Origin of the sequence: Sphingobium sp. EM0848 (assembly GCF_013375555.1) — a bacterium.
Taxonomy (GTDB): domain Bacteria; phylum Pseudomonadota; class Alphaproteobacteria; order Sphingomonadales; family Sphingomonadaceae; genus Sphingobium.
The window spans coordinates 411,603-435,132 of sequence record NZ_JABXWB010000005.1 but is presented as its reverse complement, the minus strand read 5'-3'; the positions used below and the strand labels follow the sequence as shown (position 1 = coordinate 435,132).

Here is a 23,530-nt window from a genome sequence, read left to right as displayed (position 1 = left end):
TATCGGCCTTTGGCTGGCCCTTTCCTTGTTTCAGGGCGACGCGCTGGCCTCCAGCCTTTGCCTTGCAAGCTGCTCGGCAATGACGGTGCGGACATGCTCGACATGCTGGCCCCCGGCCGCCGCAGCCTGCTCCGCATCGCTACGGCGTACGGCCTCGATCATCTCCCGATAGTCGGTCAGGCGGATGCCGCGCAGCCGTCGGCTCGGATATTGTGCGTAGATGATGTGCATGGCGATGGCGGGGAAGAGGCGCTTCAGTTCCCGATTGCCGCCAATGTCGAGCAGCACGCGGTAGAATTGCCGCCTCGCCCGGCCGAAATCGGCGATCTCATCCTCGCCCGCCGCCGCCTCCAGTTGGGCCCGAATATCGTCCAGCGCCGCGCCATGGCTCGCGCTGTCGAAATGCGTGGCCGCCGCGCTCAGTACCAGCGCCGTCATGGCCTGAGCGACGGTCAGCACCTCCATCGTCTCGTCCTCGTCCAGTCGACGGATGGCGGGCGAACGGTTGCGGGACAGATCGACCACGCCGCGTGCAGCCAGCCTCTGCATTGCTTCCCGCACAGCATTGCGCCCCGCGCCGAAGCGCGCCGCCAGATCGGTTTCGACCAGCCTCTGGCCCGGCACCATGCGGCCATGGTCGAGATCGGCCAGCAGGCCCTGATATACGCGTTGCACTGTTCCGGCAGAGAGATCGTCCATGGCTTCTCTATCGCCACACATTGTTCAAACAGCAAGTTCCAATTGATTGTTCTACAATCATGTAGCATGAAAGAGGCGCAACACAGGAGTGACTCGTGACCGATCGTGCATTGTCCATTGCCGCCAAGGTGGAAGCCTTCGTGCGGGATGTCGTTGTCCCTTATGAACAGGATCCGCGTGCCAAGGGGCATCATGGCCCGTCCGACGAGCTGGTTATGGAGATGCGCGAAAGGGCGGGCGCCGCTGGCGTTCTGACCCCGCACATCCTGCCGGACGGCAGCCATCTGACCCAGCGCGAGACGGCGATCGTGCTGATCCCCTCGGGCCTCAGTCCGCTGGGGCCGCTGGCGGTCAACACCATGGCGCCGGACGAGGGCAATATGTATCTGCTCGGCCATGTCGGGACGGAGGCGCAGAAGGCGCGTTTCCTTAAACCCCTGATCGATGGGCGCGCACGCTCGGCCTTTCTGATGACGGAACCGGCGTCCGAAGGCGGGGCAGGTTCGGACCCGTCGATGATGAAGACGACCTGCCATCTGGACGGCGACCATTGGGTGATCAACGGCCGTAAGCGCTTCATCACCGGCTATCAGGGGGCTAAGGTCGGCATCGTCATGGCCAAGTCCGAAGCTACTGATGGGACGGGGGGAGCCTGCATGTTCCTGGTCGACCTGCCCGATCCGGCGATTACGATCGAGGCAGTGCCCGATACGATCGACAGCTCCATGCCGGGGGGGCATGCTACCCTCAGGATCGACAATCTGTGCGTGCCGGCCGATCAGATGCTGGGGCAGAGCGGTGAGGGCTTCAAATATGCGCAGGTCCGCCTTAGCCCTGCGCGGCTTTCGCACTGCATGCGCTGGCTGGGGAGCTGCCGCCGGGCGCAGGAGATCGCGACCGCTTATGTCTGCAAGCGGGAAGCCTTCGGCAAGCTGCTGATCGACCATGAGGGCGTCGGTTTCATGCTGGCCGAGAATATGATTCTGCTCCAGCAGTGCGAACTGATGATCGACTGGTGCGCCGGCGTGCTCGACAGCGGATCGCTGGGCACGGTGGAAAGCTCCATGGCGAAGGTCGCGGTCAGCGAGGCGCTGATGAAGATCGCCGACAATTGCGTGCAGGTGATGGGAGGCACGGGCGTTACCGGCGATACGATCGTCGAGCAGGTGTTCCGCGAAATCCGCGCCTTCCGTATCTATGACGGTCCGACCGAGGTCCATAAATGGAGCCTCGCAAAGAAGATCAAGCGCGATTATCTGAAGGCGCATGGCTGACCTGTTTTCCGCATTTTGCGAGGAGCCGGCTGTTCCAGTCGGCTCCAGCATGTTCTGTTGCGGTATATCGAACCGGTCCCAGGCGCGGCCATGACACGGCAATTTCAAATATTGCCCGAGCACAGCAGGAAAGGAACAAGGGAATGATAGAAGGTGGGTGCAACTGCGGCGCGGTGCGCTATCGTTGCGAGGGGAAACCGATAGTGGTCGCGCAGTGCCACTGCCGTAATTGTCAGCGGCAGTCGGGCAGTGCCTTTTCCGTCAATCTGCTGTTCAAGGCGTCCGCTGTCACTCAGGAGGGCGAACTGACGGTTTATGAGGATAAGGACACATTTTCGGGCAATCCGGTGATGCGGAAATTCTGCGGCACGTGCGGTTCGTCGGTTTTTTCCGAACCCACGGATGGCAAGGGCATGCTCATCGTCAAGGCAGGGACCCTGGATGATCCCTCACCTTATGTCCCTGCGGTCAGCGTCTGGACTTCCACGGCGATGCCCTGGGTAGAGTTGCCGGCAGGTCAGCACAAATTTGAACGCAATCCCTGACAGTCAGGGCAGGACGGAAATCGATCCGTCCTGTCCCTTTTCCCTTTCTGTCAGCTGTCGATATGACGCTCTATCGTTTCGTAGAAGGCTGGAATCTTGTCCTCCAGTCCAACATAGATCACATCGTCAATGGCGCCCGTCGAAAGGCCGGCTTGCGACAATTCTGCGGCGCGGAAATCTTCGCCGCCGAAAACGCCCAGAATCATATCATAGGATTTGGCGAACAGTTCCTCGGCCTTCGGGTTGTCCGGCGCTTCGCGGGTTACCATCGCATATTCGACTATCGTGCGATCAGGGCCACGCGGCGCGAGGATCATCACGCTGATATAATAAGGACTTGTGATCACGACGCAATTCGGGATCAATTGATAGGCGAAGGTGACGGATTTATGGATATTCTCTTCCGGCGTGATCAGGGAAGGATCGAAGTTCACCTTGCCTGATGTCTGACGGAAATGTGGACCAAGTCGATCGGTAATGGTCGGCGTATCGGCAAACATTGGGCCCACCGATTCCGCGTGCAGGCGCTGGACATGATAACCTTCCAGAAACGGTTCAAGAACCAGTTTCCAATTGGCCTTCAGGTCAAACGTCTTGCGGCCGTAGACATGTCCGCCCGACAGATTGAGCGCGCCCAGATCTTCCGCCAACTGACCTTCGATCGCCGAAAAATCATAGCTGCGATGACGATCCAGCCCCACCCAGACCAGTCCGCCCGCCTCACGGCAGGGCAGTTGCGCCAGCGGCCGGTCCGCCTTCGAGAAATTGGCGATCGTTTCCGCGCGGGGTACGCCGATCAACTTGCCGTCCAGTCCAAAGGTCCAGGCATGATAAGGGCAGGTCAGGCGCGCCGCGCTCTGCGGGTTGCAATGTTCGACCAGCTTCGATCCCTTGTGCGTGCAGGCGTTGAGAAACGCACGGACTTCGCCATCCTTCGCCCGGGTAATGATGATCGGGACGTTGTAGCTTTCGACCGCAATCAGATTGCCCGGTTCGGGAATGAGGGCGGAAAGCGTGACCGGGACCGGCACCGCCCGGAAGAGCTTTTCCCATTCCAGATCGAATCGCGCCTGGTCGCAGAAAATGGCGGCCGGGCGGCGGGCGTCGATCGCGGGCGCCTCAGCATCGGCATGCGGCGGAATGCGCCGGATCGCATCGATCTGGCCGGTACTAAGACTATCTAGAACCGGAACGTTCTTTTCACTCGGACGCGGCGCGGTCGTGGTGGACATCGCTCTTCCTTCCCTCATCCATCATTAAAACTAATAACGATAGATATGCCTTAACTCGTTAGAGAGATCAAGGGGCGCGATGCCCAAAATTTATCCCTGCATCGCGCCGCAGGCGATTGCGAACCAGAAATAAGCTCGTTATCATGGATATAATCAAACAATTAAATATTATGAAAGGTTCAACATTCTGGTTCTGTCCGCACTCGCGCAATTGGCTGATTTGCGGGCCGGGCTGCTCCTTGTGGTGGACCAATCCGAATGAGGAATAACGCAGATGGCTGATGGGCTGGACTATGATTATGTCATCGTGGGCGCGGGTGCCGCGGGATGCGTGCTTGCCTATCGGTTGACCGAAGACCCCGATGTGAAGGTCGCATTGATCGAGGCAGGCGGCAGCGACAGGAATCCGCTCTACAAGGTTCCAAAGGCCGTAGCGCTGCTGATGAACCGGCCCAGCAATTTGTGGACCTATCCCACTAAGCCGGAAGAAACCAACGCCAACAAGACGGAATATTGGCTGCGGGGCAAGGTGATGGGCGGGTCGACATCGGTCAACGGGCTGATGTGGGTGCGTGGTCAACCGGCCGATTTCGACGCCATTGCCGAATTGTCCAGCGACGATTGGGGCTGGCAGCATATCGGGCCTGCCTATGCCGCGCTGGAGCAGCATGAATTGGGCGCGGGGCAGGACCGGGGAGGCAAGGGGCCGCTCAGGATTTCTCTGCCTGGCCCGGATGTGCGGATGAAATGGCATGAGGCGATACTGGCGGCGGGCCGCAGCATGGGACTGCCCGTCAAACAGGATATCAACCTCCCCGATAATGATGAGGGTATCGGCTATAATCCCCGGACGATCTGGGGCGGCGTGCGGCAAAGCGCAGCGACGGCCTATCTGGAGCCTGCACGCAAGCGGCCCAATCTCACGGTGATCTCGGGCGCGACGGTCGACAAGCTGCTATTTGAGGGCAGGCGCGCGGTCGGCGTGCAATATCGCAAGGATAGCGCGGAGCAGAGTGTGCGCGGTGCGGAAACCATCCTGTGCGGCGGCGCGATGGCGACGCCCGGCATATTGGAGCGTTCCGGCATCGGCGACCCCGCCCGGCTGGCGAAGCTCTGCATCGATGTCGTGGCGCCGCTGCCGCAAGTGGGCGAGCATATGATCGAGCATCGTGCTTTGCTGATGCAGTGGAAGCTGAGGGACCCCAGTCACAGCTATAATCGTGATCATCGCGGTTTCCGGCTGTTGCGGACGATCCTGCGCTATCTGCTGACCCGGAAGGGGCCGCTCAGTTCTGCGACCTTCGACATGGGTGCCTGGCTCAAGAGCAATCCGGGGCTTAACCGGCCCGATACCCAGTTCCTGATCGCGCCGCACAGCGTCGACTTCACGAAGATGGGCAAGACGACAGAGCCTTTCCCCGGCATGTCGGCGGTGGTCTATCCGTTGCGGCCGGAGTCGACCGGCAGCGTGCATATCACCGACACCGATCCGCTGGCGGCGCCCGAGACGATCGCCAATCATCGCGCGACTGCGCTCGACCGGCGCGCGATGATTGATGCGGTGCATGCCGCCCGGAAATTCGCGACTCAGCCGCCGCTCAAGGATATGATCGTGGCGGAAACCAATCCGGGGCCGGACTATCAGAGCGATGAGGAAATATTGAAGGCCTACGACATCTTCGCGACCTGCGGCTATCATACCGTGGGCACTTGCCGGATGGGCAATGATGCCGACTCGGTGGTCGATCCGGAACTGCGGGTACGCGGCGTCGAGGGGCTGCGTGTGATGGACACATCGGTCATGCCGGTGATGCCGTCGGGCAATACGCAGGGGCCGACTATGGCCATGGCCTGGCGGGCCGCTGATGTGATCCGCCGCAAGGCTGCGCTGCCGAAACGGGAAGCCGCCTGAAGGACGGGGCGGACCGGCCCCAATCGCCGGTCCGCCCTGGCCTCATTGGGCCTTCAATATGGCCTTGATCTCATCGGTCGGCGCCTTGAGCGTCGACACTTCCAATATCCCTCCGCCCACACGGCCGCCGCATTCGAACCGCGTCAGCCCGTCCATCCACCAGTGGAAGCCGTCGCCCGTCCAGCCCGGCCCGCCGACCAGCGCGGTGCCGATCACCTTGCCCGTGATCCGCCATGCCCGGCCTGAGCGGGTCCAGAGCAAACTATCGTTGCTGATCGGCGAAATGCCGTCATCGGCCACGACAAAGCCCGTTTCGGCGCTCTCGATCGGATCGACTTCGCCATTGACGAGCGCATAGCCGAAGGTGAAGCTCTGCCCGGCCGCCGACAGTACATAGAGCGAAAAGGCAAGGTCGGAGCCGAACACCGCGAACACCCATCGGCCCGCCGGATTGCTGGAGAGCCGGCGTGGACCCCAGCTATGGTCCTGCCAGCCGCTGCCGTTGATGGCGATCACGCGGTCGCCCATGGTGATGCTGCCCCTGACCGATCCCATGGACTCATAGTGGAGCGAGCCGAGCTTCAGCTTGCCGCCGGTGTTGATCTCGACATGGACGGGGTCGGTAAAGCCTTCATAGTCAACCTCCACCTTCGCGCCTTGGAAATCGGCGGTCAGGTGAAGTTGGCGGATCGATTCCCCGGCGATGAAATGCAGGATGCCGACCTTCATGTCGCGCAGGTCCCTATCGGGCAGGGGAATCCGGTTCTCCTGACTGCGGGCGACTTCGACGCCGTCGACGATCAGCCAGGTCCAGACATGGGCGAAACCCAGATAGGGGCAGAGGCTGATATGGTGGTGGCCGCAGACCTTGTTGCGGATATCGGTCCAGCCAAGGAAGAAACTCTCCTGCCAGCTTTCATCCTCCATGTCGGGGGTGTGGCGGCTGGTGTCGGCAAGCGTGAAGGGGTGGTGCATGGCTGTGTTCCTATGTTAGCCGAGCAATGCGGCGACGCTGTCGAGATCGGTGATGGCGGTGCAGGCGCGCTCCGCATTGTGGACGCAGATTTCCTCCGGATGGAACTCCACCGGGCATAATGTCGTCATGAACATCCACATGGCATGCTGCCGATAGGCGAGCCATGCGCTGTCGAAAGCGATTCTCTCGCCGCCGGCCGCCTCCAGCGCGTCGAGATAGAAGGCGAGTTGTTCCTTTTCCAGCGCGCGGCGGTTTTCGACGCTCTGCGATCCGACCATCAGATAGGCGACGTCGAAGGCCCAGTGGCCATACATGATCGTCGCCCAGTCGAGATAACCCGGCGTTCCGTCGGTATTGAAGAACAAATTGCCCTGATGCGCGTCGCCATGGACGATGCAGTTTGCGTCGCGGATGTCATTGGCATGCAACTGGTCGATGGCGCGGCGGATCAGGGCCGGGTCACGCAGGGCTTTGGGAACATGGTCCCAGCGCGGTGCGGCCGAAGCGGTCGGCCAGAAGTCGAGGAAGATGCCGCACACATCGCTTTCGACAAGCATGCCGCCGCGCTTCAGCCAGCCCAGCGCGTCGAGCTTCGGGCTTTTCCAATAAGCGCCATGATAGCCTGCCTGAAGCGTGAGTACGCGGCGCATCTCCTCGGGTTCCAGCGGCGTTGTCTGGCGGCCGAAGCGGGCGTTGCGGAGCGTCAGATCCTCCAGCATCAGCAGGCCATTGGGCGCATTGGGGTCGACAAGCTGAAGCCAGGAGTGGGGAAGGTTGATCGACAGGCCGGGCGCCAGATCGCGGAAGAACTCCACCTCCGCCACCGAATGCGACATGAGGTCGGCATTGGTCGCGTCGAAGCCCGACTTGATCCAGGCGGAGGGCGGCAGGCCATGAGCGAGTCCGGCCGCATTATAGTGCAGATGCACCTGCGCCTTGGTCGCCATGCCCCGGATGATCGTGCCGAAGGAGAGGCCATCGACGCGCGTGCCGGGATAGGCTTCGGCAAGGGCTGATGTCAGCCACTCAGCGCTGATATCCTCCAGCGAGCGGGGAAAGGGCATGGTGTCGACCCTGTGCATGGCGATCCTCTTTCGATGCTATTTTATTTTACCGATTTTTCTTAGCTATGCGATTGATTAGCGTATAAAGGCCTCGGAGCCAATATGGACAATCAAGGGAGATGGTGATGGAATCCGGGCAAATGGAGGTTCGGACGAGCCGACAGGGCGCTGTTGCCATCATCGCCTATCATAATCCGCCCTCCGGCCTCATTCCCAACAAGGGTGCGATATTGCTGGCCGATGCGTTGCGCGCCGTGCTGGATGACCCGGACGTGCGCGCGGTTGTGCTGACGGGCGGGCAGGAAGGCGTGTTCATCCGCCACGCCGATGTGTCCCAGATCGTCCGCGCCGCACAGGCGTTGCAGGCGGGCGCGATTGCGCCGGAGTCCTTTGTCGACGCGCCATTTCCTCGACTCGGGAGGCTGATCGAAACGGCGGAGAAGCCCGTCATCGCCGCGATTGATGGCGTCTGCATGGGCGGCGGGTTCGAGATTGCGCTGTGCTGCATGACCCGCATCGCCGGGGCTGGCGTGACGGCCATCGGCCTGCCGGAAATCCGCATCGGTATCTTCCCCGGCAGCGGCGGAACGCAGCGCCTGCCGCGCCTCATCGGTGGTCATCGGGCGCGTCGCTTCATGCTGGACGGCGCGGTGGTCGATGCGGCTGTGGCACTGGAACTGGGTCTTGTCGATGAAGTGGTGCCCAGCGCCCTCGACCGTGCCATTGAGATTGCGGAGGGCTATGCGGCGCGGTCGCTCCAGGCGGTCGCCGCGATCCTCCGCCTCACGCGCGACAATCCACCGGCGGAGCGGTTGCAGGCTGAGTTGGTGACTTTCGCCGAACTCCTCCGCGCCGATGGCGCGGCCACAGACATCATGTGCCGCTTCGTGGCAGAAGGCGGCGCCTTGCATGACATGCCATAGGGAACAGCCTCATGACAAAGAACGGCAAATGGGTATTGCGGCACCGGCCTCAGGCGGCGCTGGTGGAGACGGACCTCGACTGGGTGCAGGAAGCGCTGCCCGAATTGCGCGACGGCGAGCTGCTGGTGCGCAACATCTATCTTTCGCTCGACCCGACCAACCGCATCTGGATGAGCGATCGGGAACAATATCTGCCGCCGGTCCAGATCGGCGACACCATGCGCGGCACGACCATTGGCGTGGTCGAGCAAAGCCGTTCGGACCGTTTTGCGCCCGGCGATATCGTCATGCCCGCCATGGGCGGCTGGCAGGATTATACCGTCTCGCCGGAGCGCATGACCCGCAAGCTGAATGTCGCGCCCGGCATTCCGCTGACAGCCTATCTGTCGGTACTCGGGCCAACCGGGCTGACCGCCTATTTCGGCTTGCTGGACATCGGCCAGCCCAAGGAAGGCGAAACGCTCGTCCTTTCCGCGGCGGCAGGCGCGGTGGGGTCGATCGCCGGCCAGATCGGGAAGATCAAGGGCTGCCATGTCGTCGGCATTGCCGGGGGCGCGGCCAAATGCGACTGGCTGACCGAGGAATTGGGGTTCGACGGGGCTGTGGACTATAAGGCGCAGGAGGTCGGTGCCGCGCTGGACCGGCTGTGTCCGACGGGCATCGACATCGACTTTGAAAATGTCGGCGGCGCGATCATGGAGGCGGTCTTTTCACGCCTCAACCGCAATGGCCGGATGATCCTCTGTGGCCTGATTTCCGCCTATAATGACGAGGGGCCGGTGCCGGGGCCAGCTGATTTCGGGCGCATCCTGATGCAGCGGCTGACGGTACGCGGTTTCATCGTCATCGATTATCTCGCGCGCGCGGGCGAGGCCTTTGCGGACCTTGGTCGCTGGATCGCGGAGGGCCGGATCAAGTGGAAGGATCATGTCGTGCCGGGGCTGGAGAAGGCGCCTGACAGCCTGCAACTGCTGTTCACTGGCCAGCATGACGGCAAATTGCTGATCAGGGTTTCCGACGAACCCTGATCGGAATGCTGCTCACTGGCCGGTAAAAACCGGCTTCCGTTTCTCGCGAAACGCGGCCACGCCTTCGCGATGATCGGCAGTGCGGCCTGCGATGCGCTGGTTGCGCCGTTCCAGCGCCAGTGCGTCGGTCAGGCCGACCTCCAGACAGTCGGCAATCCCCTGCCGGATCAATCCATAGCTGCGCGTCGGCCCCGCAGCCAGCCGTAGGGCGACGGCCCGGGCTTCTTCCATCAGGGCATCATCCTCAACTGCCTTGTAGATCATGCCCCATTCCGCCGCCTGCTCGGCGGAAATGCGCTCGCCCAGCAGCATCATGGCGTTGGCGCGGGCCCGGCCGATCAGGCGCGGCAGTATCCAGGTCGATCCGACATCGGGCACCAGCCCGATATTGGCGAAGGGCTGGAGGAAATAAGCAGACCGCGCGGCGATCACGATATCGCCAGCCAGCGCATAGCCGCAGCCTCCGCCCGCCGCTACGCCATTGACCGCTACCACCAGTGGCACTGGTAGCCGCCGCAACCGTTCCAGCAGCGGATTGTACAGCGTTTCGAGCATTGCTCCCGCATCGGGGGGGCCGGCGGGCAGGCGCGCTTCTTCCGATCCGCTCGCCGTTAGATCGGCGCCGGAGCAGAAGGCGCGGCCCTGGGCCGTCAACAGAAGCGCGCGGGCGCTTCCCTCGTCACGGACGCGGTCCACGGCGTGGATCAATTCTTCCAGTGTCTGCGCCGCCAGCGCATTCAGCTTTTCGGGGCGGTTGATGGTGATCGTTACAAGGCCGTCGGCCTCTTCGTAGACTATGTGCTCGTAACTCATCTTCATCCCCGCATTTCTTTAAGCGACGACCTTCTCACCCGCCCTAAAGGCGGCTTGCCAAGCTTCAGGACGTCCCATAGGCATTAGAGAAATCAATTATTGAATTAAAGAAAAACTTCTGCTTATCCGGACGGCCAATGGATGCCCCGTGAAGGAGAGGCCTGCCATGGCATCCAGGCTCCAATTTGCCGGATGATCCGCAACCATTGAGGCTATAGCTCGGCAGAAATTATATCCACGGGGACTGAGCCTGCCGCCCACGGCTGATTCTGTCTGCGCATCATTTTCGATCTTGCTCATGACCGCAGCTGGATCGACTTTTTACCAATTTAGCGATCTGAACGACTGAGGTGGCGCGATAAGCAAGCCGATCTACGGGCATTCTGTTCATTCGCCCTTAAGCAGAGATCGGTATTGCGCACGAACTTTGCCCTGCTTTTGCCTCATCGGACTCATGTCATGTCACTGATACAGTCGCTCTGGTCCGCTCATGAGGTGACCGTCGATCAGTCGATAACGGCGAAACAGGCTGTCGTGCGAGAGCCAAGATGGTCGATCAGTCGGCATCTGCTTGTGGCATTGATGCTGGGCGTGCTTGCATTGACCGTGCTGATGCACATGGCCAAGCTGCATTTCGATCCGTGGCTATCAAGCAATCTCCCTTATTATGCGGGAGGGTTGGCGATGCTGCTTGTGCGTATTGGATTGCCATGGGTGGATTGGAGGCACTCAACTGCGGTTGCTCATTTCTGCGAATATGCTGGGCTTTTCACGTTGATTTCGCTGATGGGGGCCAGCGCCAGCTATCCGGTCGCGGCCTTGACAAGCGGATATGCAGATGCCGCCCTACACCGCATCGATCTTGCGCTGGGGTTCGATTGGCTGAAGTGGTACCGCTTGGTATCGGCCTATCAGCTTCTCCAATTTCTGGGAACGGCCGCCTATCGCAGCATCTATGTCACGCCTGCCTTGTTGCTGTGGCATTGCGCTTGGACGGGTGAAAGGGAACGAGCCTATCGTTTCCTTGCCGGATTCTGGCTGGCGGCGCTGATGACGCTATTGCTGTTCAGCCTGGTCCCGGCGGTTGGTCCCTTTTCCTATCTGTGGCACGGGCCGATCAACTATATGCCGGAAAGTGAATTGTGGCAGTCCGGCCTGATTCCGGCGTTGCGTAACCATGAAGTGCATATCGTCGATCTTGGGCAATTGCGGGGGATCGTCTCTGCACCCAGCTTCCATACGGCCGCAGCGGTGCTCTACATGGCAATGGGCTGGCGCATCGCCCGGCTACGCTGGCTGATCGTGGCGTTGAACGCGGCGATGTTGCTTTCCACGCCCGTCGAAGGCACGCACTATCTGATCGACATGATCCTGGGGTTCATTGTGGCGCAGGTGGCCCTGGCACTCGTTAACCTGTATGTCAGGATGAATGAAAACGAGTTTTTCGACCATGCCGTAGGAACAATGGCTATAAAATAGAAGTGCTGGCGTGTCATCTTGTAGACGAGAAGGTCGAAATCATAGGTTACGTCGAGATTAGGTCGTGTGGACGAATTTGGATACGTTGAAAATTTACTATCCACAAGATGAACCTGCTCTGATTCATAGGATTTCGACTGAACGAAGGGGTCGGAAGACTGTCGACGCCGATGAGCGAAGAAGACTGGGAGCACATGTTGCTGGTATTCCGGGCGTGTTTGCCGCGCCGTAGCCGCAAGGCGGCGGACGACCGATGGTTTCTGGAGGCGCTGCATTTCTTCACGGTCGAGAATGTTCGCTGGCGTGCGCTGCGCTCCATGTCCCCGATCCTGTAAGCGAGCGTGATGGCTGGATCGCCGCAACCGCATTGGCTCATGGCCTTACAGTGGTTACGCGCAATGTCGCGGATTTTGACGCGACCGGCGTATCCCTATTCAATCCGTGGGAAAGCCATTGATAGCCCCGATGTCGGGAAAGGCACGACTATCGAATAATAGGATGGAAAAGCCGCTTTGGGTGAGTTGGTCAAGTTTGTTTGTGAGCAGCGGCTTCAGGGATGGGGAAATTCTTCGTCTGGCAGGTGCAGGCTTAACTTGGATTGATATTGCCGGACGTTAGAGCGATTTCCAGTCAGATGGCATCATCTGACGGTTAAGAAATCGCGGCGAAACAAAGCAATAGAGCGGTCGATCTGATTCGATCAGATCGCAAACCGCTCTAGTAACCGCGCATGCTATAGCCCTTCGGCTTCCACCCAATGAGCGCTGGTGATTTCGCGCGCCAATGCCCAGACCTGACGGCGGATGTCGGGCACGGCCACGATTTCCCAGTGAGCGCCGCGTGTCATCGGCCCGACCACGAACAACCGCTGCTGGGCCGAGTCGTCGCGGGCGATGGCGTGGCACTGGCGATCGACGTCGATGCCGATCGCCAGTGGATCCGAACGGATATCGCCGCGCGCGGCCAACGCGCGCAGCAGCGGGTCATGGGCGCGGCGTAGATCGCCCAACGGGCCTGTGCAGTTGATGACGCGAGCCACAGAGAGCTGTTCTGTTCGACTTTCCCCACGGCGGCGCAGATGGACGATCAGCCCCTTGTCGTGCGTATCGGCTCCTGCCACCTTGGCCGCGCCTATCTCCAGGCGCCCTTCCGCCTGCATTGCCGTTAACCGAGTGGCCACCCGCGGCGCGATCCGATGGCGATGCACATCCCAATAGGGACGCAGATGCCGCAGAAAACGACTGCGCTCCTCCGCACTGGCCGCGCGCCACATATCCTGGGTGAAGGGGCGCAGTTCGTCCACTGCATTGCGCCAGCCGATGGCTGCGCCGCGGGCACGGACAGCGCGCACCAGCGCTGAAAGCGGGCCTTGCGGACGGTCGCCGCCGGGTGCGGAGGCGGTTGCCGGGCCGTGGCTGTGCGGGGCAAGGCCGCGCCGGGACAGCGCGATGATCCGACCGCGAAAACCCGCTCCGTCCAGGCTGAGCGCGCAGTCCACGGCGGTCAGGCCAGTGCCCAGCAGCAGAATCTGGTCATCCGCCTGCAAATCTTGCGCGATATCGGCCGCCCAGGGATCGTTGACATAAGCGGGACGGCCAAGATCGGTGAAGGCGGGCAGATCATGTGGCGGCAGATTGCCGGGGGCGAGCGCGACGGCATCACTGGTCAGGCTGGCCCCGGAACGCAGTTCGATCCGCACGCCATGATCGAGCAAATGCAGGTCGACCGCCTCGTCCGCCAGCGCCGTCAGCCGGCTCTTCGCCAGTGCGCGCACTTCATCCAGCATTGCGCAGAGATAGGCGCCATAGTCGCGCCGCGTGGCAAAGCTGCCCTCCTGACCCAGTTGAGCCCAAGCAAGCCAGTCGGCGAAATGGCCGGGCTGGTCGGGCAGGGCGCTCATATTGGCCGCCCGCACATTGAGGATATGGCCGGCCTGCGCCGCTCCATAGGCCAGGCCGCGTCCTAGCCGATCGGCATGGCGTTCCACCATCGTCACCTTGAGCGCACCATGGCGCAGCAGATTGATGGCGAGCAAGGTGCCGCTGAATCCGCCGCCGATGATGGCGGCATGGTCGACCTTCAGCATGGATCAAGCATTTCTAATGTTCGCCCAGCATTGCTTGTGAGAATTATCTCTACCAATAAAATAGATAAAATCTCAACCCTCTGGAAAGGACTATTATGAGCCTGTTACGTTCCCTTATCCATGGCTGGGTTCGCCTGCGCGATGCAGTGCGGCGGGAATTTTTGCGCGATCCGAATGTGATCCTGTTTGAACGTGCCGCCTCCCGACAGGAAGGTGCCGGTGGCTGCTGAGATCTGGTCGCGCCGCAGCCTTTTGGGTGCCGGGGGTGCGGCCTGCGTGCTGCTGGCCGGATGCGGACGCGGCAATAGCGGTCGGCCCCGGCTGCGCGTGTCCATCACAGGCAAGGGGGAAGGGGACACGCGGCTGCTGTTTAAGGCGGCCGGGATCGAACAGGCGGAGTTCAAGGGTGGCGTTTAGGTTGAGCATCATCTCGCCTACCGTACTTGATCTCAAGGGCGATGGGGTCTCCCTCGTCAATAACAGGAACACGAAGGTCAGTTTCGACTGAGACGGTGGCGGCAAGAGGAATCAGGCCGGCTGGATTGGTGAGGTGATCCGGGTATTCGCTGGTGGTCCATGCGTGACGAACATGTCGGCCAGCTCCGCCAACACATCCTCATGCTTGAGTTGCGGCGCAACGATGAGCGCAAGGCATTCCCTGCTGATCTCGTCGATGATGGTCAGGATACGGAATTTACGGCCATCATGCGTGCGCCTTTCGCCCATACATGCCCTGGATATTCAGGCCGCAGACGGATGCAGGCTCCGTTGTTGAGCCACAGGCGTCCGCCTTTTGGCTGGTGCGGCGGAACCTTAAGACCCTCACGCTGCCATATCCGTTCGACCCACTTATGGTTCGCTTTCCGTCCCGCATGACACAGCAATGCCGTCACCCGGCGGCAGTCTCCGGGTCATTCAGAGGGGGTATGTCATGCAGACGAAAAATTGATTGATTTTTACGAATAATGTTGTGATTGGCGTGAATGTTATTTCACTTACGTATTTGGATCTAATCCATAAAACGCAGATAAAGGTTTTTTCGCCACAGGCGATCTTGTTCAGGGAGAGGCATATGAGTTTGTTCGGTCACAGTAGCCATGTTGCGATTCTCATGGGGCTGCTGGCATCGCCGGCGATGGCGCAGGAACAGGCCGGTGGTACCGGCCTGGGTGACATTATCGTGACAGCGCGTCGTACTGCGGAATCGATGCAGACCGTTCCGGTCGCCGTGACCGCGCTGGGTGGCGAGTTTCTGGAAAAGCAGAACATCGTCGATGTGACCTCGATTCCGCAGTTCACGCCGAACCTCTCGATCATGCAGCAGTCGACCAGCCTGACCGCAGCATCGGTCTATATTCGCGGCATCGGCAATCAGGAACCGTCGTCGGTCGCCGAACAGGGCGTAGGCGTCTATCTGGACGGCGTCTATGTTGCGCGTTCCGCCGGTGCGCTGTTCGACCTTGTCGACCTGGAGCGGATCGAAGTTCTGCGTGGGCCGCAAGGTACGCTGTTTGGTCGCAACACCGTGGGTGGCGCGATCCAGCTCGTGTCGAAGAAGCCGGCCAACGACTTTGCACTGGATGTGAAGGCTGGCTATGGCAGCTTCAACGAATGGTTCACCAAGGCGCGCGTAGACACCGGCTATATCGGTGGATCACCCATCAAGGCGTCGCTGTCGCTCATGCATCGTCAGCGCGACGGTTATATCGACAATTTCTACACCCCCGACAGCAAGGATCCGGGCGCCGTCAACGCCGATGCGATCATGGTCGGCCTGCAGGCCGATCTGGGCAAGGTCACGGTCAACTACAGCTTCGATTATAATGACCGCCGCGGCACCGCGCCCTATTTCCAGATGCTGTATGCCACCGATGACGTGAAGAATTATTTCGGGCAGTCGGCTTCGCTGGGCGGTGATCCGTTCCTTGTCTCGCCAGACCGCCAGAAGCATGTCTACCAGGCTGGCTTCGTCGATAACGACGGTAATCTGCGTTATGACGCCCGTGCGAAAATCCAGGGCCACTCGCTGACGATCGCCTATGAGCCGATCGATGAACTGACGCTGAAGTCGATTACTGCCTATCGCAAGTTCAACCAGGACACGATCCTGACGCTGGGTGGTAACGGTTACCTGAAGGGCGTCGTGCTGGACCCTGTCACCTTTGCGCCGTCCGTTGGGGCCGTCACGCCGATTAACGGCAACAACGCGCCGCAGCGGCAGTGGCAGTTCAGCCAGGAATTCCAGGCGCTGGGTAACATGGGTGACCTCTCCTATGTCGCTGGCCTCTATTATTTCTACGAAAAGTCGTCGGAATATAACCGTCAGAATCTGACTTTCGTGCTGCCCGGCGGACAGGCGGGTCTGAACCTCGCACCGGTCCAGGCCTTTGGCGGCACGGCCGAATCCATGGCTGCTTTCGGCCAGGCGAGCTGGAAGCCCGCCATGTTCGACGGCAAGCTGGAATTGACCGGTGGCGTCCGCTTCACCGGCGACCGCAAGACGCTGACCATCTCGGGCGACGTGAACCCTGCGCTGCACGGCAATGTCGACTATACCAATGTGTCCTGGCTGGGTTCGTTGAACTATCGCTTTACCCCCGCGATCATGGCTTATGTCCGGGCATCGTCGGGCTATCGATCGGGCGGCATCAACCCGCGCGCGAGCGTCATCAACATCTTCAAGCCGGAAGACGTGAAGTCCTATGAGGCGGGCATCAAGTCGGAATTCTTCAACCGCAGCGTTCGCCTGAACGTCGCGGTGTTCCAGACCGACTACAGCAATCAGCAGATCAACCAGTTCGCGGCCGGCAGTGGCGGCGTGACCTCGCTGATCGTGAATGCTGGCAAGGTGCGCTTCCGTGGCGTTGAAGGCGAACTGACCGTTGCACCGGTGCGGGGCCTGACCTTCGATGGGTCGCTGGGCTATACGGATCCGACCTACAAGACCTACCTCTATCTGGATCCGACGACCAACGCGATCATCAACGTTGCCGATGAGGCACGCATGCCGCAGACGGCGAAGTTCAACGCTCATGTCGGTGCGCAATATGTGGTTCCGGTGAGCATCGGGGAACTGACTGCGCGCGTCGACTATGCCTATCGCAGCACGGTCTACTTCCACAATCTGGACCGGGTGAACCCGTTCAATGTGGAAACCCGTTCGCGGCCCGACCACAACCTGCGGGCGCGCCTGGCGTTGTCGGACATAACGCTGGGCAGCGGCAAGCTGGAACTTGGCGTCTGGGGTGATAATCTGACCAACCAGAAGAATCTGGACTTCGCGATTGACTTCGGTTCGCTGGGCTTTGCGGCGGGTTCGTACAAGAAGCCGCGCACCTTCGGCGTCGATGCCAAGATCAGCTTCTGATCGAAACGGAGGCGGGCCGGGATTTCCGGCCCGCCACTTGTTGGTCAGGGCAAGACAATAAGGGAAGCGAGGACAACGCAACCCATGGACCTGCAGGAGAGTAGGCGATGGCAATGGATGAAAGCTCGACAGGCGAAGTGAAGCTGGCAGCAATCTGGCGAGCCTTTTGTGAAAGGCTGGCTGAAGCAGGCGAAATTCTCGACCGGCCGCATGCCCCGAACACGCCGATTGATCAGGCCGAAGGGCTGCGTTATCTGAGCCGCCTCACGCGCACCGCGCTCAACATGCTCGTGGATTCCAGCGATCCCGATTTTCCTCGACTCTTTCTGTTGTGCGATGATGCCATAAAGATCGGTGCCGACAATCCTGACAACCTCTATCAGCAGATCGTCGTACGTGGCGACCGCGACTATCGCATCACAGGCAAGCGCAACAGCGTTCCCTATTTCTCGATCGGGTCCAAGGCGAATCGCTATGCAATCGACGGGACCATGGCATCGACCGGCGAGATTGAACTGGCCGACATGGAGATTGCGGCCGATGGCAGTTTCGAAATCATCGTCAGTAAAACGGAAAAGCCAGGCAACTGGCTGCCGATGGCCGATGACACGACACTGCTCATCATTCGCCAGACCTTCAACGACAGGAAGATGGAAGTGGCGGCCGACGTTCGCGTTGAACGGGTCAGCGATGGGCCGTTGGTGCCCGCCATTCTCACGCCTGAAACCATAGAGACGCAGCTCAACGGGGCGGCGGCATGGGTGCGCGGTACGGCGAACACCTTCGCTGACTGGACCCAATGGTTCATGGAGCAGCCCAACCGTATCTATGAAGGGAAGGAACAATCTGTCTATCAGCGGGCAGGGGGTGACCCGAAAATCTGGTACGGCCATATCTATTACGATCTCGCGCCGGACGAGGCACTGGTCATCACAGCCAAGCCGCCTGAATGCCGTTTCTGGAATTTCCAGATCGACAATTGGTGGATGGAATCCATGGACCATGTGAACCGCAAGGTCTGGGTGAACGGTGCGCAGGCGAAATATGAGGAGGACGGTAGCGTCATCCTTGTCTGTGCTGATCGTGATCCGGGCTATGGCAACTGGATCGACCTGTCTGGTCACCGGAGCGGTACGGGCTTGTGGCGCTGGATCGAGGCAGCGGAGCATCCCGTTCCGCAGTGCAAGGTCGTGAAGCTTTGACAGCATCCCTCCCGATGCGGATCGCTGCGCTGGAGGATAGGGAAGCGATCCGCGAACTGATCGCCCGCTATGGTCCGCTCGCCGATGCCGGTGACTGTGCAGGCGCGGCGGCACTGTGGACCGAAGACGGAATTTATGAGGTCGGCGGTTTCGGCAGTTATCAGGGGCGAGCGGCAATCCAGGCGCTGCTGGAAGGAGAAAGCCATCAGGGCCTGATCCATGGCGGGGCGGCTCATGTTCTGAGCCCACCGGTCATTGATCTGGACGGTGACTGCGCAATCGCGCACACCTACTCCATCGTGTTTCGGAAGTGTGGCGACAATTGGGAAGCGCACCGTGTTTCGGCCAATCTGTGGCAGCTGGTACGGACCGATGAGGGATGGAAGGTTTCACGAAGGGTAAATCGTTCGCTCGACGGATCGGAGGAGGCGCGAGCGCTGAATTCCGGGCTGGCGCGTTTGTCGTTCAATAGCGCTTGCATCACAAAACCTTGAACTCGGGCTCGTGTCGTTCCGAAAAGGCTGTGGCTGCTTCCTTATAGTCGTGCGTCATCATGGTCGCGGCCTCATAGGTGATGGACAGTAACAGTATCTGATCCGGTTGCGTTTTGAATTGCTTGTTGACGGTGGCCTTTGACCAACGGACGGCCCAGCCAGGATTGGCTGCGATTTCGACCGCAATCTTGCGGACCTCAGTGACGATATCCTCCTTCGCACAAACATAGTTGATGAGACCCGGTTCCGCCGCCTCCAAAGTGCATGAACGACAACTGGTCGCGGATGTGGCATCCACCGCGTCGTCCGACAGGCTCAGGCTTCTACCGCCCGTCGATAATGCGGCAACACCATCAGCAAGAGCGCGACGATGACCGGCAATACGACGGCCCCTGCGATCGCAATCGAATATCCGAGTGCGGCCTGGTTGCCAAAGCCGAAGTCGGTGATTGCGGCGATGACGCTGGCTCCCAGGCCGGTCCCGACCAGGTTGACGCACAGAAGCGAAATCGCCGTCACCTGTCCGCGAAGCTGATTGGGGGTAACGTCCTGAATTGCAGCCAGCATCACCCCCTGCGACGCTTGGCCCAGAAGCGTGCCGATCGCCATCATGGTCAGCGACAGGAAAGCCGTTGGCATCAGCGGCGCGGCGATGATGGGCAGGCCCTTCAGTAGTGTGGCGATCAGCACGACGCGCATGTTCGCGTCCGCCCGCCCACCCTGCATGAGCTTCCCGGCCAGCCAGCCGCCCGACAGGGTGCCGACGGTTCCGCAAACAAGCATCACCAGTCCATAGAACAGGCCGACCTCTGTCGGGGTCATGCCATAGCTGCGGATGAGGAAGGTCGGGAACCAGAGCGCCGTTCCGATTGCCAGCAGCGCGATCAGGCTCAGCGAGCCGATGAGCGAACCAAACAGCATCCAGCGTTGCGCGATATAATCGAAGCCCTCACGGAGGCTGCTCTTGGCCGAAATATCCGCTGCCACGTCCTGCCGCACAGGTTCACGGATCGTCATCATCAGTGCCGCGAGGATCAACCCCGGCGCCGCGACGCAGAGAAACACCGCCTGCCACGGGGCAAAGGTGCCGAGCAGCGGCAGCGTCCAGCCCCCTGTCTTGGTAAAGTGGCCCAGCAGCCAGCCGCCCAACAACAGTGCGAGTCCGCCACCGATCGGGTAGCCGACCGCATAAAAGCTGATTGCCAGCGCGCGTCGCCGCCGTTCGAAATAGTCGCTAATCAGCGAATAAGCCGTCGGGCTGAGCGTCGCCTCGCCGACGCCGACGCCGACACGGGCAAGGAACAGGCCGATGAAGCTGCTTGTGAAGCCGCAAGCGGCGGTCATCGCCGACCAGAGCACCACCCCCCAAACGATCAGCGTCGCGCGCCGCTTCGTGCGGTCGACGAAACGGCCTATCGGAAGCGCCGCGACGCTATACAGTACGGAAAAGGCGAAACCCTGGAGCAGGCTCATTCCGAAATCGCCCAGCCCCAGATCCTTCTGGATCGGTTCGACCATCAGCGTCAGTACGCGCGCGTCGATCGCGCTGAAGCAATAGCCGGCGAACAGGATCGTGACGACCAGCCAGCGATAGACGCTGCCGGGCATGGCAGCCTTCATTGCTGGCCGGTCTGCCGCCGGTGCGCCGGACGCTGCCGCCGTCACCATGCGGACGGCGGATCCTGCCGCGCCAATATCTGTTCGGTACGCGCCGCGATCAGCCTGTCATTGTCCGCGCTGTCGGGCAGCAGCCAGAAGCGCCCTGCGCGAAGGCCAGCGAGTGCAAAAGCCGACACTTCCTCAGGTTCCGTCAGCTTGAGTTTGAGGCCGGTGGTGCGCACCAGATCCTCCATCGTCCGATAGGCAACCTTGGTTTGCGCCTCATCCTCGACATAGTCGGAGGGGCGCACTTCGCCCGAAGCCATGATCGCGGTGTTGACCGTATGCGGTCCAGGGAAGAGGATGGCGGCGCGCAACTGTCCACCCTCACGTAGCAATTGCTGGTGGAGGACTTCGGAGATGCTGGTGATCGCGGCCTTGGTTGCGGCGTAGATGGGCGTGTTGGGAAGCGATCGCAGCCCGCCGTTGGTCGACCCCGTGTTGATCACCACGCCTTCCTGCCCCGCTTCGAGCATTCGCGGTACGAAGGCGGCGATGCCGTGAACGACCCCTAACATATTGACGTCGATCCCCCAGCGCCAGTCGCTGAGCGGCAGCGACCAGATCTTGCGCTGTGCTTCGCCCAGCCCAACGCCAGCATTGTTGAAGAGGAGGTGTACCGTCCTGAAGTGGTCGAATACCTGGTCGGCGAGCGATCGCACCGATGCCTCCTTCGTGACGTCGCAGGCAATAGCAAGCACTTCGCCCTTGCCCAGCTTGTCGATTTCCGCGCGAACGGCTTCGAGCCGCGCCGGGTCGATATCGGCGATCACCACATGCGCGCCGTTGCGGGCGAGGTCGGCGCACAAGCACTTGCCCACGCCGCTCGCTCCGCCGGTCACGACCGCCACCCGGCCGGAAAAATCCCGCATCAGGCGGCCTTCCGCGTGCCGATTTCAAGGCCGGTGTTGCGTGGGTCGTCATTGCGCCCGACCCAATGCGGTGCGATCCATTCGCCCGGCACCGTACGCAGGATCGTGCCGCCGGTCGCGGTGCCGCCTTCGACATATTGCATGTCGGTGATGCGGCGGACCGGAATGTCGACGAGAGGATCATAGGGCGATTCACGCAGGGTGATTGTCCCGTGCATCGCGCGTCGGCTGCTATAGTTGCGGACCCAGTTAAGGCGCGTCAGGAAGACATCGCCATCGAACTCGCCGGGCGTGTCGATCGATGGCATCCCCTTGTAGCAGAACAGATGCTCTTCGAACGACAGCGGGGCGTCGATGGCCTCGCCGATCGTCCCCTCGATCTCGAAATAGGCGACGCCGTGCCGTGAGCAGGTCGCGCGAAGGTGATCGCCATTGCGTTCGAAATGCGTCTCGGCGATCTTCTTCGGCTCGCCGAAACGTTCGCGGCCGGAGGTGACGACGGTTTCCCCTTCCATCGCCATATGGAAGCAATAGGCGCCCGGCGCGCCTTCGTGGGTGCAGTTGACGCCGACCGTCAGGGCGCCGATTTCGACCGTGTCTGTTTCGGTCACATGCATCGCGACATGCGCCATTTGCAGCCAGATTTCGGGCCGCTCAACCGCGACCAGCGGTTGCGGCAGCAGCGCCGCGATCACTTCGGGGTCGGTCTCATAGGTCGCGCGGATGCCATAGACAGTATTTTTGAGCATCCCTGGAGCACGGGTTTCGACAGGACCTTGGATATAACGCAATCTCGACATCGCAACTCTCCCATTGGCGCCTGCGGGCGCAGTGTTCGGACGGGTCCGCCGGAGCGGAACAGGGGGGTGGGTTATTCGGCCGCTTCGACGAGGCGAGTGCCGTCTGGACCGTCGGCGTAAAATTGCTCGAAATAGCGCCGGAAGCGCAGGATCGGACCGTCGCCATCGCACAGAAAGGGCTGGGCGCGGTGAATCTTGTTGTGCCAGATCGGTATGTCACCCTCGACACCCTTTTGCCCGCAGGTATTCTCGATCGCCTGCGCAATTGCCTGTTCCTGCGGTGATCCGGGTTCTACCTTCGGGTGAGTGAAGCAGAAGCGGAGCTCGACGTCGTCGGCCTCGACTGGAGTTGCGATCACGAGCAGCGAGAGTTCCACGAGCCCGCTCAACCGTGTGAATTTCTGTCCGGCGCCATTCTGGACTGTTTTGACCGAATAAGGGAGCTGTTTGCGCTCGCCTGTCGGCAGGTCGATGGTGCGATGACCCCGCGCGACGCTGTGTCGCAATACGCCGTCATAATGGGTTTCTCCCTCGGGCACTGCGTCCATGGCATGGACATAGGCGAAATGTGCGACGTCGACACCGTTCTCGGCAATTTCCTGGGGATTGCTGGCGAAGCGCCATTCGCGCTTCGTCGGCTCGGCCCAGCTTGGGTCGGTGAATTCGGGATAATCGATGACGTCGAACATGGGCGCCACATCATCGGGATGATACCAGGCCCAGATGATGCCGCTCTTCTCTTCGATGGGATAGGATCGTGCCAGCGGCTCCCGTTTGGCGCGCGGCGGGAATGCCTTGGCATAGGGAATGGCGCTGCAAAAGCCGTCGGGCCGAAAGGCCCAGGCATGGAAGGGGCAGCGGATGCTGTCGCCCTCAACCCGGCCACCCTGCCCAAGATGCGCCCCCAGATGTGGGCAATAGGCATCGAGCAACCCGGCCATGCCTTCTTCGTTGCGGAACAACACGAGGTCGCGCCCGAAATAATGGACTGCACGGACATCGCCCACTTTCAGTTCGGCAGCATAGCCGATCCCGAACCAGCCATAGGGAATCGGCATCGGAAAGCGTTCAACCTTTGGCAACGTCATTCTCCCGGCTGGCCGAC

22 protein-coding genes and 1 pseudogene are annotated in these 23,530 nt (G+C 60.9%); 11 read left to right on the top strand and 12 right to left on the bottom strand.

Going from position 1 to position 23,530, the window contains the following annotated elements:
* Nucleotides 1-30: 30 nt before the first annotated feature.
* Entirely contained in the window at nucleotides 31-699 is a 669-nt protein-coding gene (locus tag HUK73_RS20300; RefSeq protein WP_255326455.1) for a GntR family transcriptional regulator, read from the bottom strand.
* Nucleotides 700-794: 95 nt separating this feature from the next.
* Between HUK73_RS20300 and HUK73_RS20295 the strand changes: the two genes are divergently transcribed.
* A complete protein-coding gene (locus HUK73_RS20295) occupies nucleotides 795-1,973 on the top strand; it encodes an acyl-CoA dehydrogenase family protein (protein WP_176593657.1) in 1,179 nt (392 codons plus the stop codon).
* 143 nt (nucleotides 1,974-2,116) lie between these two features.
* Nucleotides 2,117-2,518: a GFA family protein gene (locus HUK73_RS20290; RefSeq protein WP_176593656.1), complete on the top strand. Its 402-nt coding sequence runs from the start codon at nucleotides 2,117-2,119 to the stop codon at nucleotides 2,516-2,518.
* Nucleotides 2,519-2,568: 50 nt separating this feature from the next.
* Here HUK73_RS20290 and HUK73_RS20285 read toward each other — a convergent pair whose 3' ends face one another.
* Complete coding sequence (locus HUK73_RS20285) at nucleotides 2,569-3,750, bottom strand: aromatic ring-hydroxylating dioxygenase subunit alpha (RefSeq protein WP_176593655.1); 1,182 nt, start codon at nucleotides 3,748-3,750, stop codon at nucleotides 2,569-2,571.
* A 274-nt stretch (nucleotides 3,751-4,024) separates the two neighbouring features.
* Between HUK73_RS20285 and HUK73_RS20280 the strand changes: the two genes are divergently transcribed.
* Entirely contained in the window at nucleotides 4,025-5,662 is a 1,638-nt protein-coding gene (locus HUK73_RS20280; RefSeq protein ID WP_176593654.1) for a GMC family oxidoreductase, read from the top strand.
* Between the two features lie 42 nt (nucleotides 5,663-5,704).
* Here HUK73_RS20280 and HUK73_RS20275 read toward each other — a convergent pair whose 3' ends face one another.
* On the bottom strand, nucleotides 5,705-6,637 hold the full coding sequence (locus HUK73_RS20275; RefSeq protein ID WP_176593653.1) for a hypothetical protein: 933 nt from the start codon (nucleotides 6,635-6,637) through the stop codon (nucleotides 5,705-5,707).
* A gap of 15 nt (nucleotides 6,638-6,652) precedes the next feature.
* Nucleotides 6,653-7,720 carry a phosphotransferase gene (locus HUK73_RS20270; protein ID WP_176593652.1) on the bottom strand — a complete coding sequence of 356 codons (1,068 nt, stop codon included), beginning with the start codon at nucleotides 7,718-7,720 and terminating at the stop codon, nucleotides 6,653-6,655.
* Between the two features lie 107 nt (nucleotides 7,721-7,827).
* Here HUK73_RS20270 and HUK73_RS20265 point away from each other — a divergent pair, with 107 nt between their 5' ends.
* A complete protein-coding gene (locus HUK73_RS20265) occupies nucleotides 7,828-8,625 on the top strand; it encodes an enoyl-CoA hydratase/isomerase family protein (RefSeq protein ID WP_176593651.1) in 798 nt (265 codons plus the stop codon).
* An 11-nt stretch (nucleotides 8,626-8,636) separates the two neighbouring features.
* Nucleotides 8,637-9,653: an NADP-dependent oxidoreductase gene (locus tag HUK73_RS20260; RefSeq protein ID WP_176593650.1), complete on the top strand. Its 1,017-nt coding sequence runs from the start codon at nucleotides 8,637-8,639 to the stop codon at nucleotides 9,651-9,653.
* 12 nt (nucleotides 9,654-9,665) lie between these two features.
* Here the strand turns inward: HUK73_RS20260 and HUK73_RS20255 are convergent, their stop codons facing one another.
* Nucleotides 9,666-10,466: an enoyl-CoA hydratase-related protein gene (locus HUK73_RS20255; RefSeq protein ID WP_176594731.1), complete on the bottom strand. Its 801-nt coding sequence runs from the start codon at nucleotides 10,464-10,466 to the stop codon at nucleotides 9,666-9,668.
* 495 nt (nucleotides 10,467-10,961) lie between these two features.
* Here HUK73_RS20255 and HUK73_RS20250 point away from each other — a divergent pair, with 495 nt between their 5' ends.
* Nucleotides 10,962-11,945 (top strand): phosphatase PAP2 family protein, encoded by a 984-nt coding sequence (locus HUK73_RS20250; RefSeq protein ID WP_369805582.1) that lies wholly within the window; start codon nucleotides 10,962-10,964, stop codon nucleotides 11,943-11,945.
* Nucleotides 11,946-12,115: 170 nt separating this feature from the next.
* Nucleotides 12,116-12,280: a hypothetical protein gene (locus HUK73_RS20245; RefSeq protein WP_176593649.1), complete on the top strand. Its 165-nt coding sequence runs from the start codon at nucleotides 12,116-12,118 to the stop codon at nucleotides 12,278-12,280.
* Nucleotides 12,281-12,678: 398 nt separating this feature from the next.
* On the opposite strand, the gene HUK73_RS20240 is transcribed toward HUK73_RS20245, so the two are convergent.
* Nucleotides 12,679-14,031, bottom strand: coding sequence for an FAD/NAD(P)-binding protein (locus tag HUK73_RS20240; RefSeq protein ID WP_176593648.1), 1,353 nt, complete (start codon nucleotides 14,029-14,031; stop codon nucleotides 12,679-12,681).
* 219 nt (nucleotides 14,032-14,250) lie between these two features.
* On the opposite strand from HUK73_RS20240, the gene HUK73_RS20235 reads away from it, so the two are divergent.
* On the top strand, nucleotides 14,251-14,448 hold the full coding sequence (locus HUK73_RS20235) for a hypothetical protein (protein ID WP_176593647.1): 198 nt from the start codon (nucleotides 14,251-14,253) through the stop codon (nucleotides 14,446-14,448).
* Between the two features lie 138 nt (nucleotides 14,449-14,586).
* Here HUK73_RS20235 and HUK73_RS20230 read toward each other — a convergent pair.
* A pseudogene (locus HUK73_RS20230) lies at nucleotides 14,587-14,930 on the bottom strand (IS3 family transposase); the annotation flags it as partial.
* 173 nt (nucleotides 14,931-15,103) lie between these two features.
* Here HUK73_RS20230 and HUK73_RS20225 point away from each other — a divergent pair.
* The 3 genes from HUK73_RS20225 to HUK73_RS20215 all read left to right on the top strand — a co-directional run bounded on the left by HUK73_RS20225 (nucleotide 15,104) and on the right by HUK73_RS20215 (nucleotide 19,094).
* On the top strand, nucleotides 15,104-17,398 hold the full coding sequence (locus tag HUK73_RS20225; protein ID WP_255326454.1) for a TonB-dependent receptor: 2,295 nt from the start codon (nucleotides 15,104-15,106) through the stop codon (nucleotides 17,396-17,398).
* A 107-nt stretch (nucleotides 17,399-17,505) separates the two neighbouring features.
* Complete coding sequence (locus HUK73_RS20220) at nucleotides 17,506-18,600, top strand: DUF1214 domain-containing protein (protein WP_255326453.1); 1,095 nt, start codon at nucleotides 17,506-17,508, stop codon at nucleotides 18,598-18,600.
* 14 nt (nucleotides 18,601-18,614) lie between these two features.
* Nucleotides 18,615-19,094, top strand: coding sequence for a nuclear transport factor 2 family protein (locus tag HUK73_RS20215; RefSeq protein ID WP_176593646.1), 480 nt, complete (start codon nucleotides 18,615-18,617; stop codon nucleotides 19,092-19,094).
* On the opposite strand, the gene HUK73_RS20210 is transcribed toward HUK73_RS20215, so the two are convergent.
* The 5 genes from HUK73_RS20210 to HUK73_RS20190 all read right to left on the bottom strand — a co-directional run bounded on the left by HUK73_RS20210 (nucleotide 19,081) and on the right by HUK73_RS20190 (nucleotide 23,507).
* Nucleotides 19,081-19,392, bottom strand: a complete 312-nt coding sequence (locus tag HUK73_RS20210; protein ID WP_176593645.1) for an enoyl-CoA hydratase-related protein — start codon at nucleotides 19,390-19,392, stop codon at nucleotides 19,081-19,083. The genes HUK73_RS20215 and HUK73_RS20210 overlap by 14 nt on opposite strands.
* Nucleotides 19,393-19,409: 17 nt before the next feature.
* Nucleotides 19,410-20,762 (bottom strand): MFS transporter, encoded by a 1,353-nt coding sequence (locus HUK73_RS20205; protein WP_176593644.1) that lies wholly within the window; start codon nucleotides 20,760-20,762, stop codon nucleotides 19,410-19,412.
* A complete protein-coding gene (locus tag HUK73_RS20200; protein ID WP_176593643.1) occupies nucleotides 20,756-21,625 on the bottom strand; it encodes an SDR family NAD(P)-dependent oxidoreductase in 870 nt (289 codons plus the stop codon). Before HUK73_RS20200 ends, HUK73_RS20205 begins: the two co-directional genes overlap by 7 nt.
* On the bottom strand, nucleotides 21,625-22,374 hold the full coding sequence (locus HUK73_RS20195; protein ID WP_255326452.1) for an acetoacetate decarboxylase family protein: 750 nt from the start codon (nucleotides 22,372-22,374) through the stop codon (nucleotides 21,625-21,627). The genes HUK73_RS20200 and HUK73_RS20195 overlap by 1 nt, the downstream gene beginning before the upstream one ends.
* 122 nt (nucleotides 22,375-22,496) lie before the next feature.
* Nucleotides 22,497-23,507 carry a Rieske 2Fe-2S domain-containing protein gene (locus HUK73_RS20190; RefSeq protein WP_176593641.1) on the bottom strand — a complete coding sequence of 337 codons (1,011 nt, stop codon included), beginning with the start codon at nucleotides 23,505-23,507 and terminating at the stop codon, nucleotides 22,497-22,499.
* Nucleotides 23,508-23,530 lie beyond the last annotated feature (23 nt).

Coding starts and splice junctions, on each gene's coding strand:
- HUK73_RS20300 (WP_255326455.1), bottom strand. CDS start 699: ATGGACGATCTCTCTGCCGGAACAGTGCAACGCGTATATCAGGGCCTG.
- HUK73_RS20290 (WP_176593656.1), top strand. CDS start 2,117: ATGATAGAAGGTGGGTGCAACTGCGGCGCGGTGCGCTATCGTTGCGAG.
- HUK73_RS20285 (WP_176593655.1), bottom strand. CDS start 3,750: ATGTCCACCACGACCGCGCCGCGTCCGAGTGAAAAGAACGTTCCGGTT.
- HUK73_RS20280 (WP_176593654.1), top strand. CDS start 4,025: ATGGCTGATGGGCTGGACTATGATTATGTCATCGTGGGCGCGGGTGCC.
- HUK73_RS20275 (WP_176593653.1), bottom strand. CDS start 6,637: ATGCACCACCCCTTCACGCTTGCCGACACCAGCCGCCACACCCCCGAC.
- HUK73_RS20270 (WP_176593652.1), bottom strand. CDS start 7,720: ATGCACAGGGTCGACACCATGCCCTTTCCCCGCTCGCTGGAGGATATC.
- HUK73_RS20265 (WP_176593651.1), top strand. CDS start 7,828: ATGGAATCCGGGCAAATGGAGGTTCGGACGAGCCGACAGGGCGCTGTT.
- HUK73_RS20260 (WP_176593650.1), top strand. CDS start 8,637: ATGACAAAGAACGGCAAATGGGTATTGCGGCACCGGCCTCAGGCGGCG.
- HUK73_RS20255 (WP_176594731.1), bottom strand. CDS start 10,466: ATGAGTTACGAGCACATAGTCTACGAAGAGGCCGACGGCCTTGTAACG.
- HUK73_RS20245 (WP_176593649.1), top strand. CDS start 12,116: ATGAGCGAAGAAGACTGGGAGCACATGTTGCTGGTATTCCGGGCGTGT.
- HUK73_RS20240 (WP_176593648.1), bottom strand. CDS start 14,031: ATGCTGAAGGTCGACCATGCCGCCATCATCGGCGGCGGATTCAGCGGC.
- HUK73_RS20225 (WP_255326454.1), top strand. CDS start 15,104: ATGAGTTTGTTCGGTCACAGTAGCCATGTTGCGATTCTCATGGGGCTG.
- HUK73_RS20220 (WP_255326453.1), top strand. CDS start 17,506: ATGGCAATGGATGAAAGCTCGACAGGCGAAGTGAAGCTGGCAGCAATC.
- HUK73_RS20215 (WP_176593646.1), top strand. CDS start 18,615: ATGCGGATCGCTGCGCTGGAGGATAGGGAAGCGATCCGCGAACTGATC.
- HUK73_RS20205 (WP_176593644.1), bottom strand. CDS start 20,762: ATGGTGACGGCGGCAGCGTCCGGCGCACCGGCGGCAGACCGGCCAGCA.
- HUK73_RS20200 (WP_176593643.1), bottom strand. CDS start 21,625: ATGCGGGATTTTTCCGGCCGGGTGGCGGTCGTGACCGGCGGAGCGAGC.
- HUK73_RS20195 (WP_255326452.1), bottom strand. CDS start 22,374: ATGCTCAAAAATACTGTCTATGGCATCCGCGCGACCTATGAGACCGAC.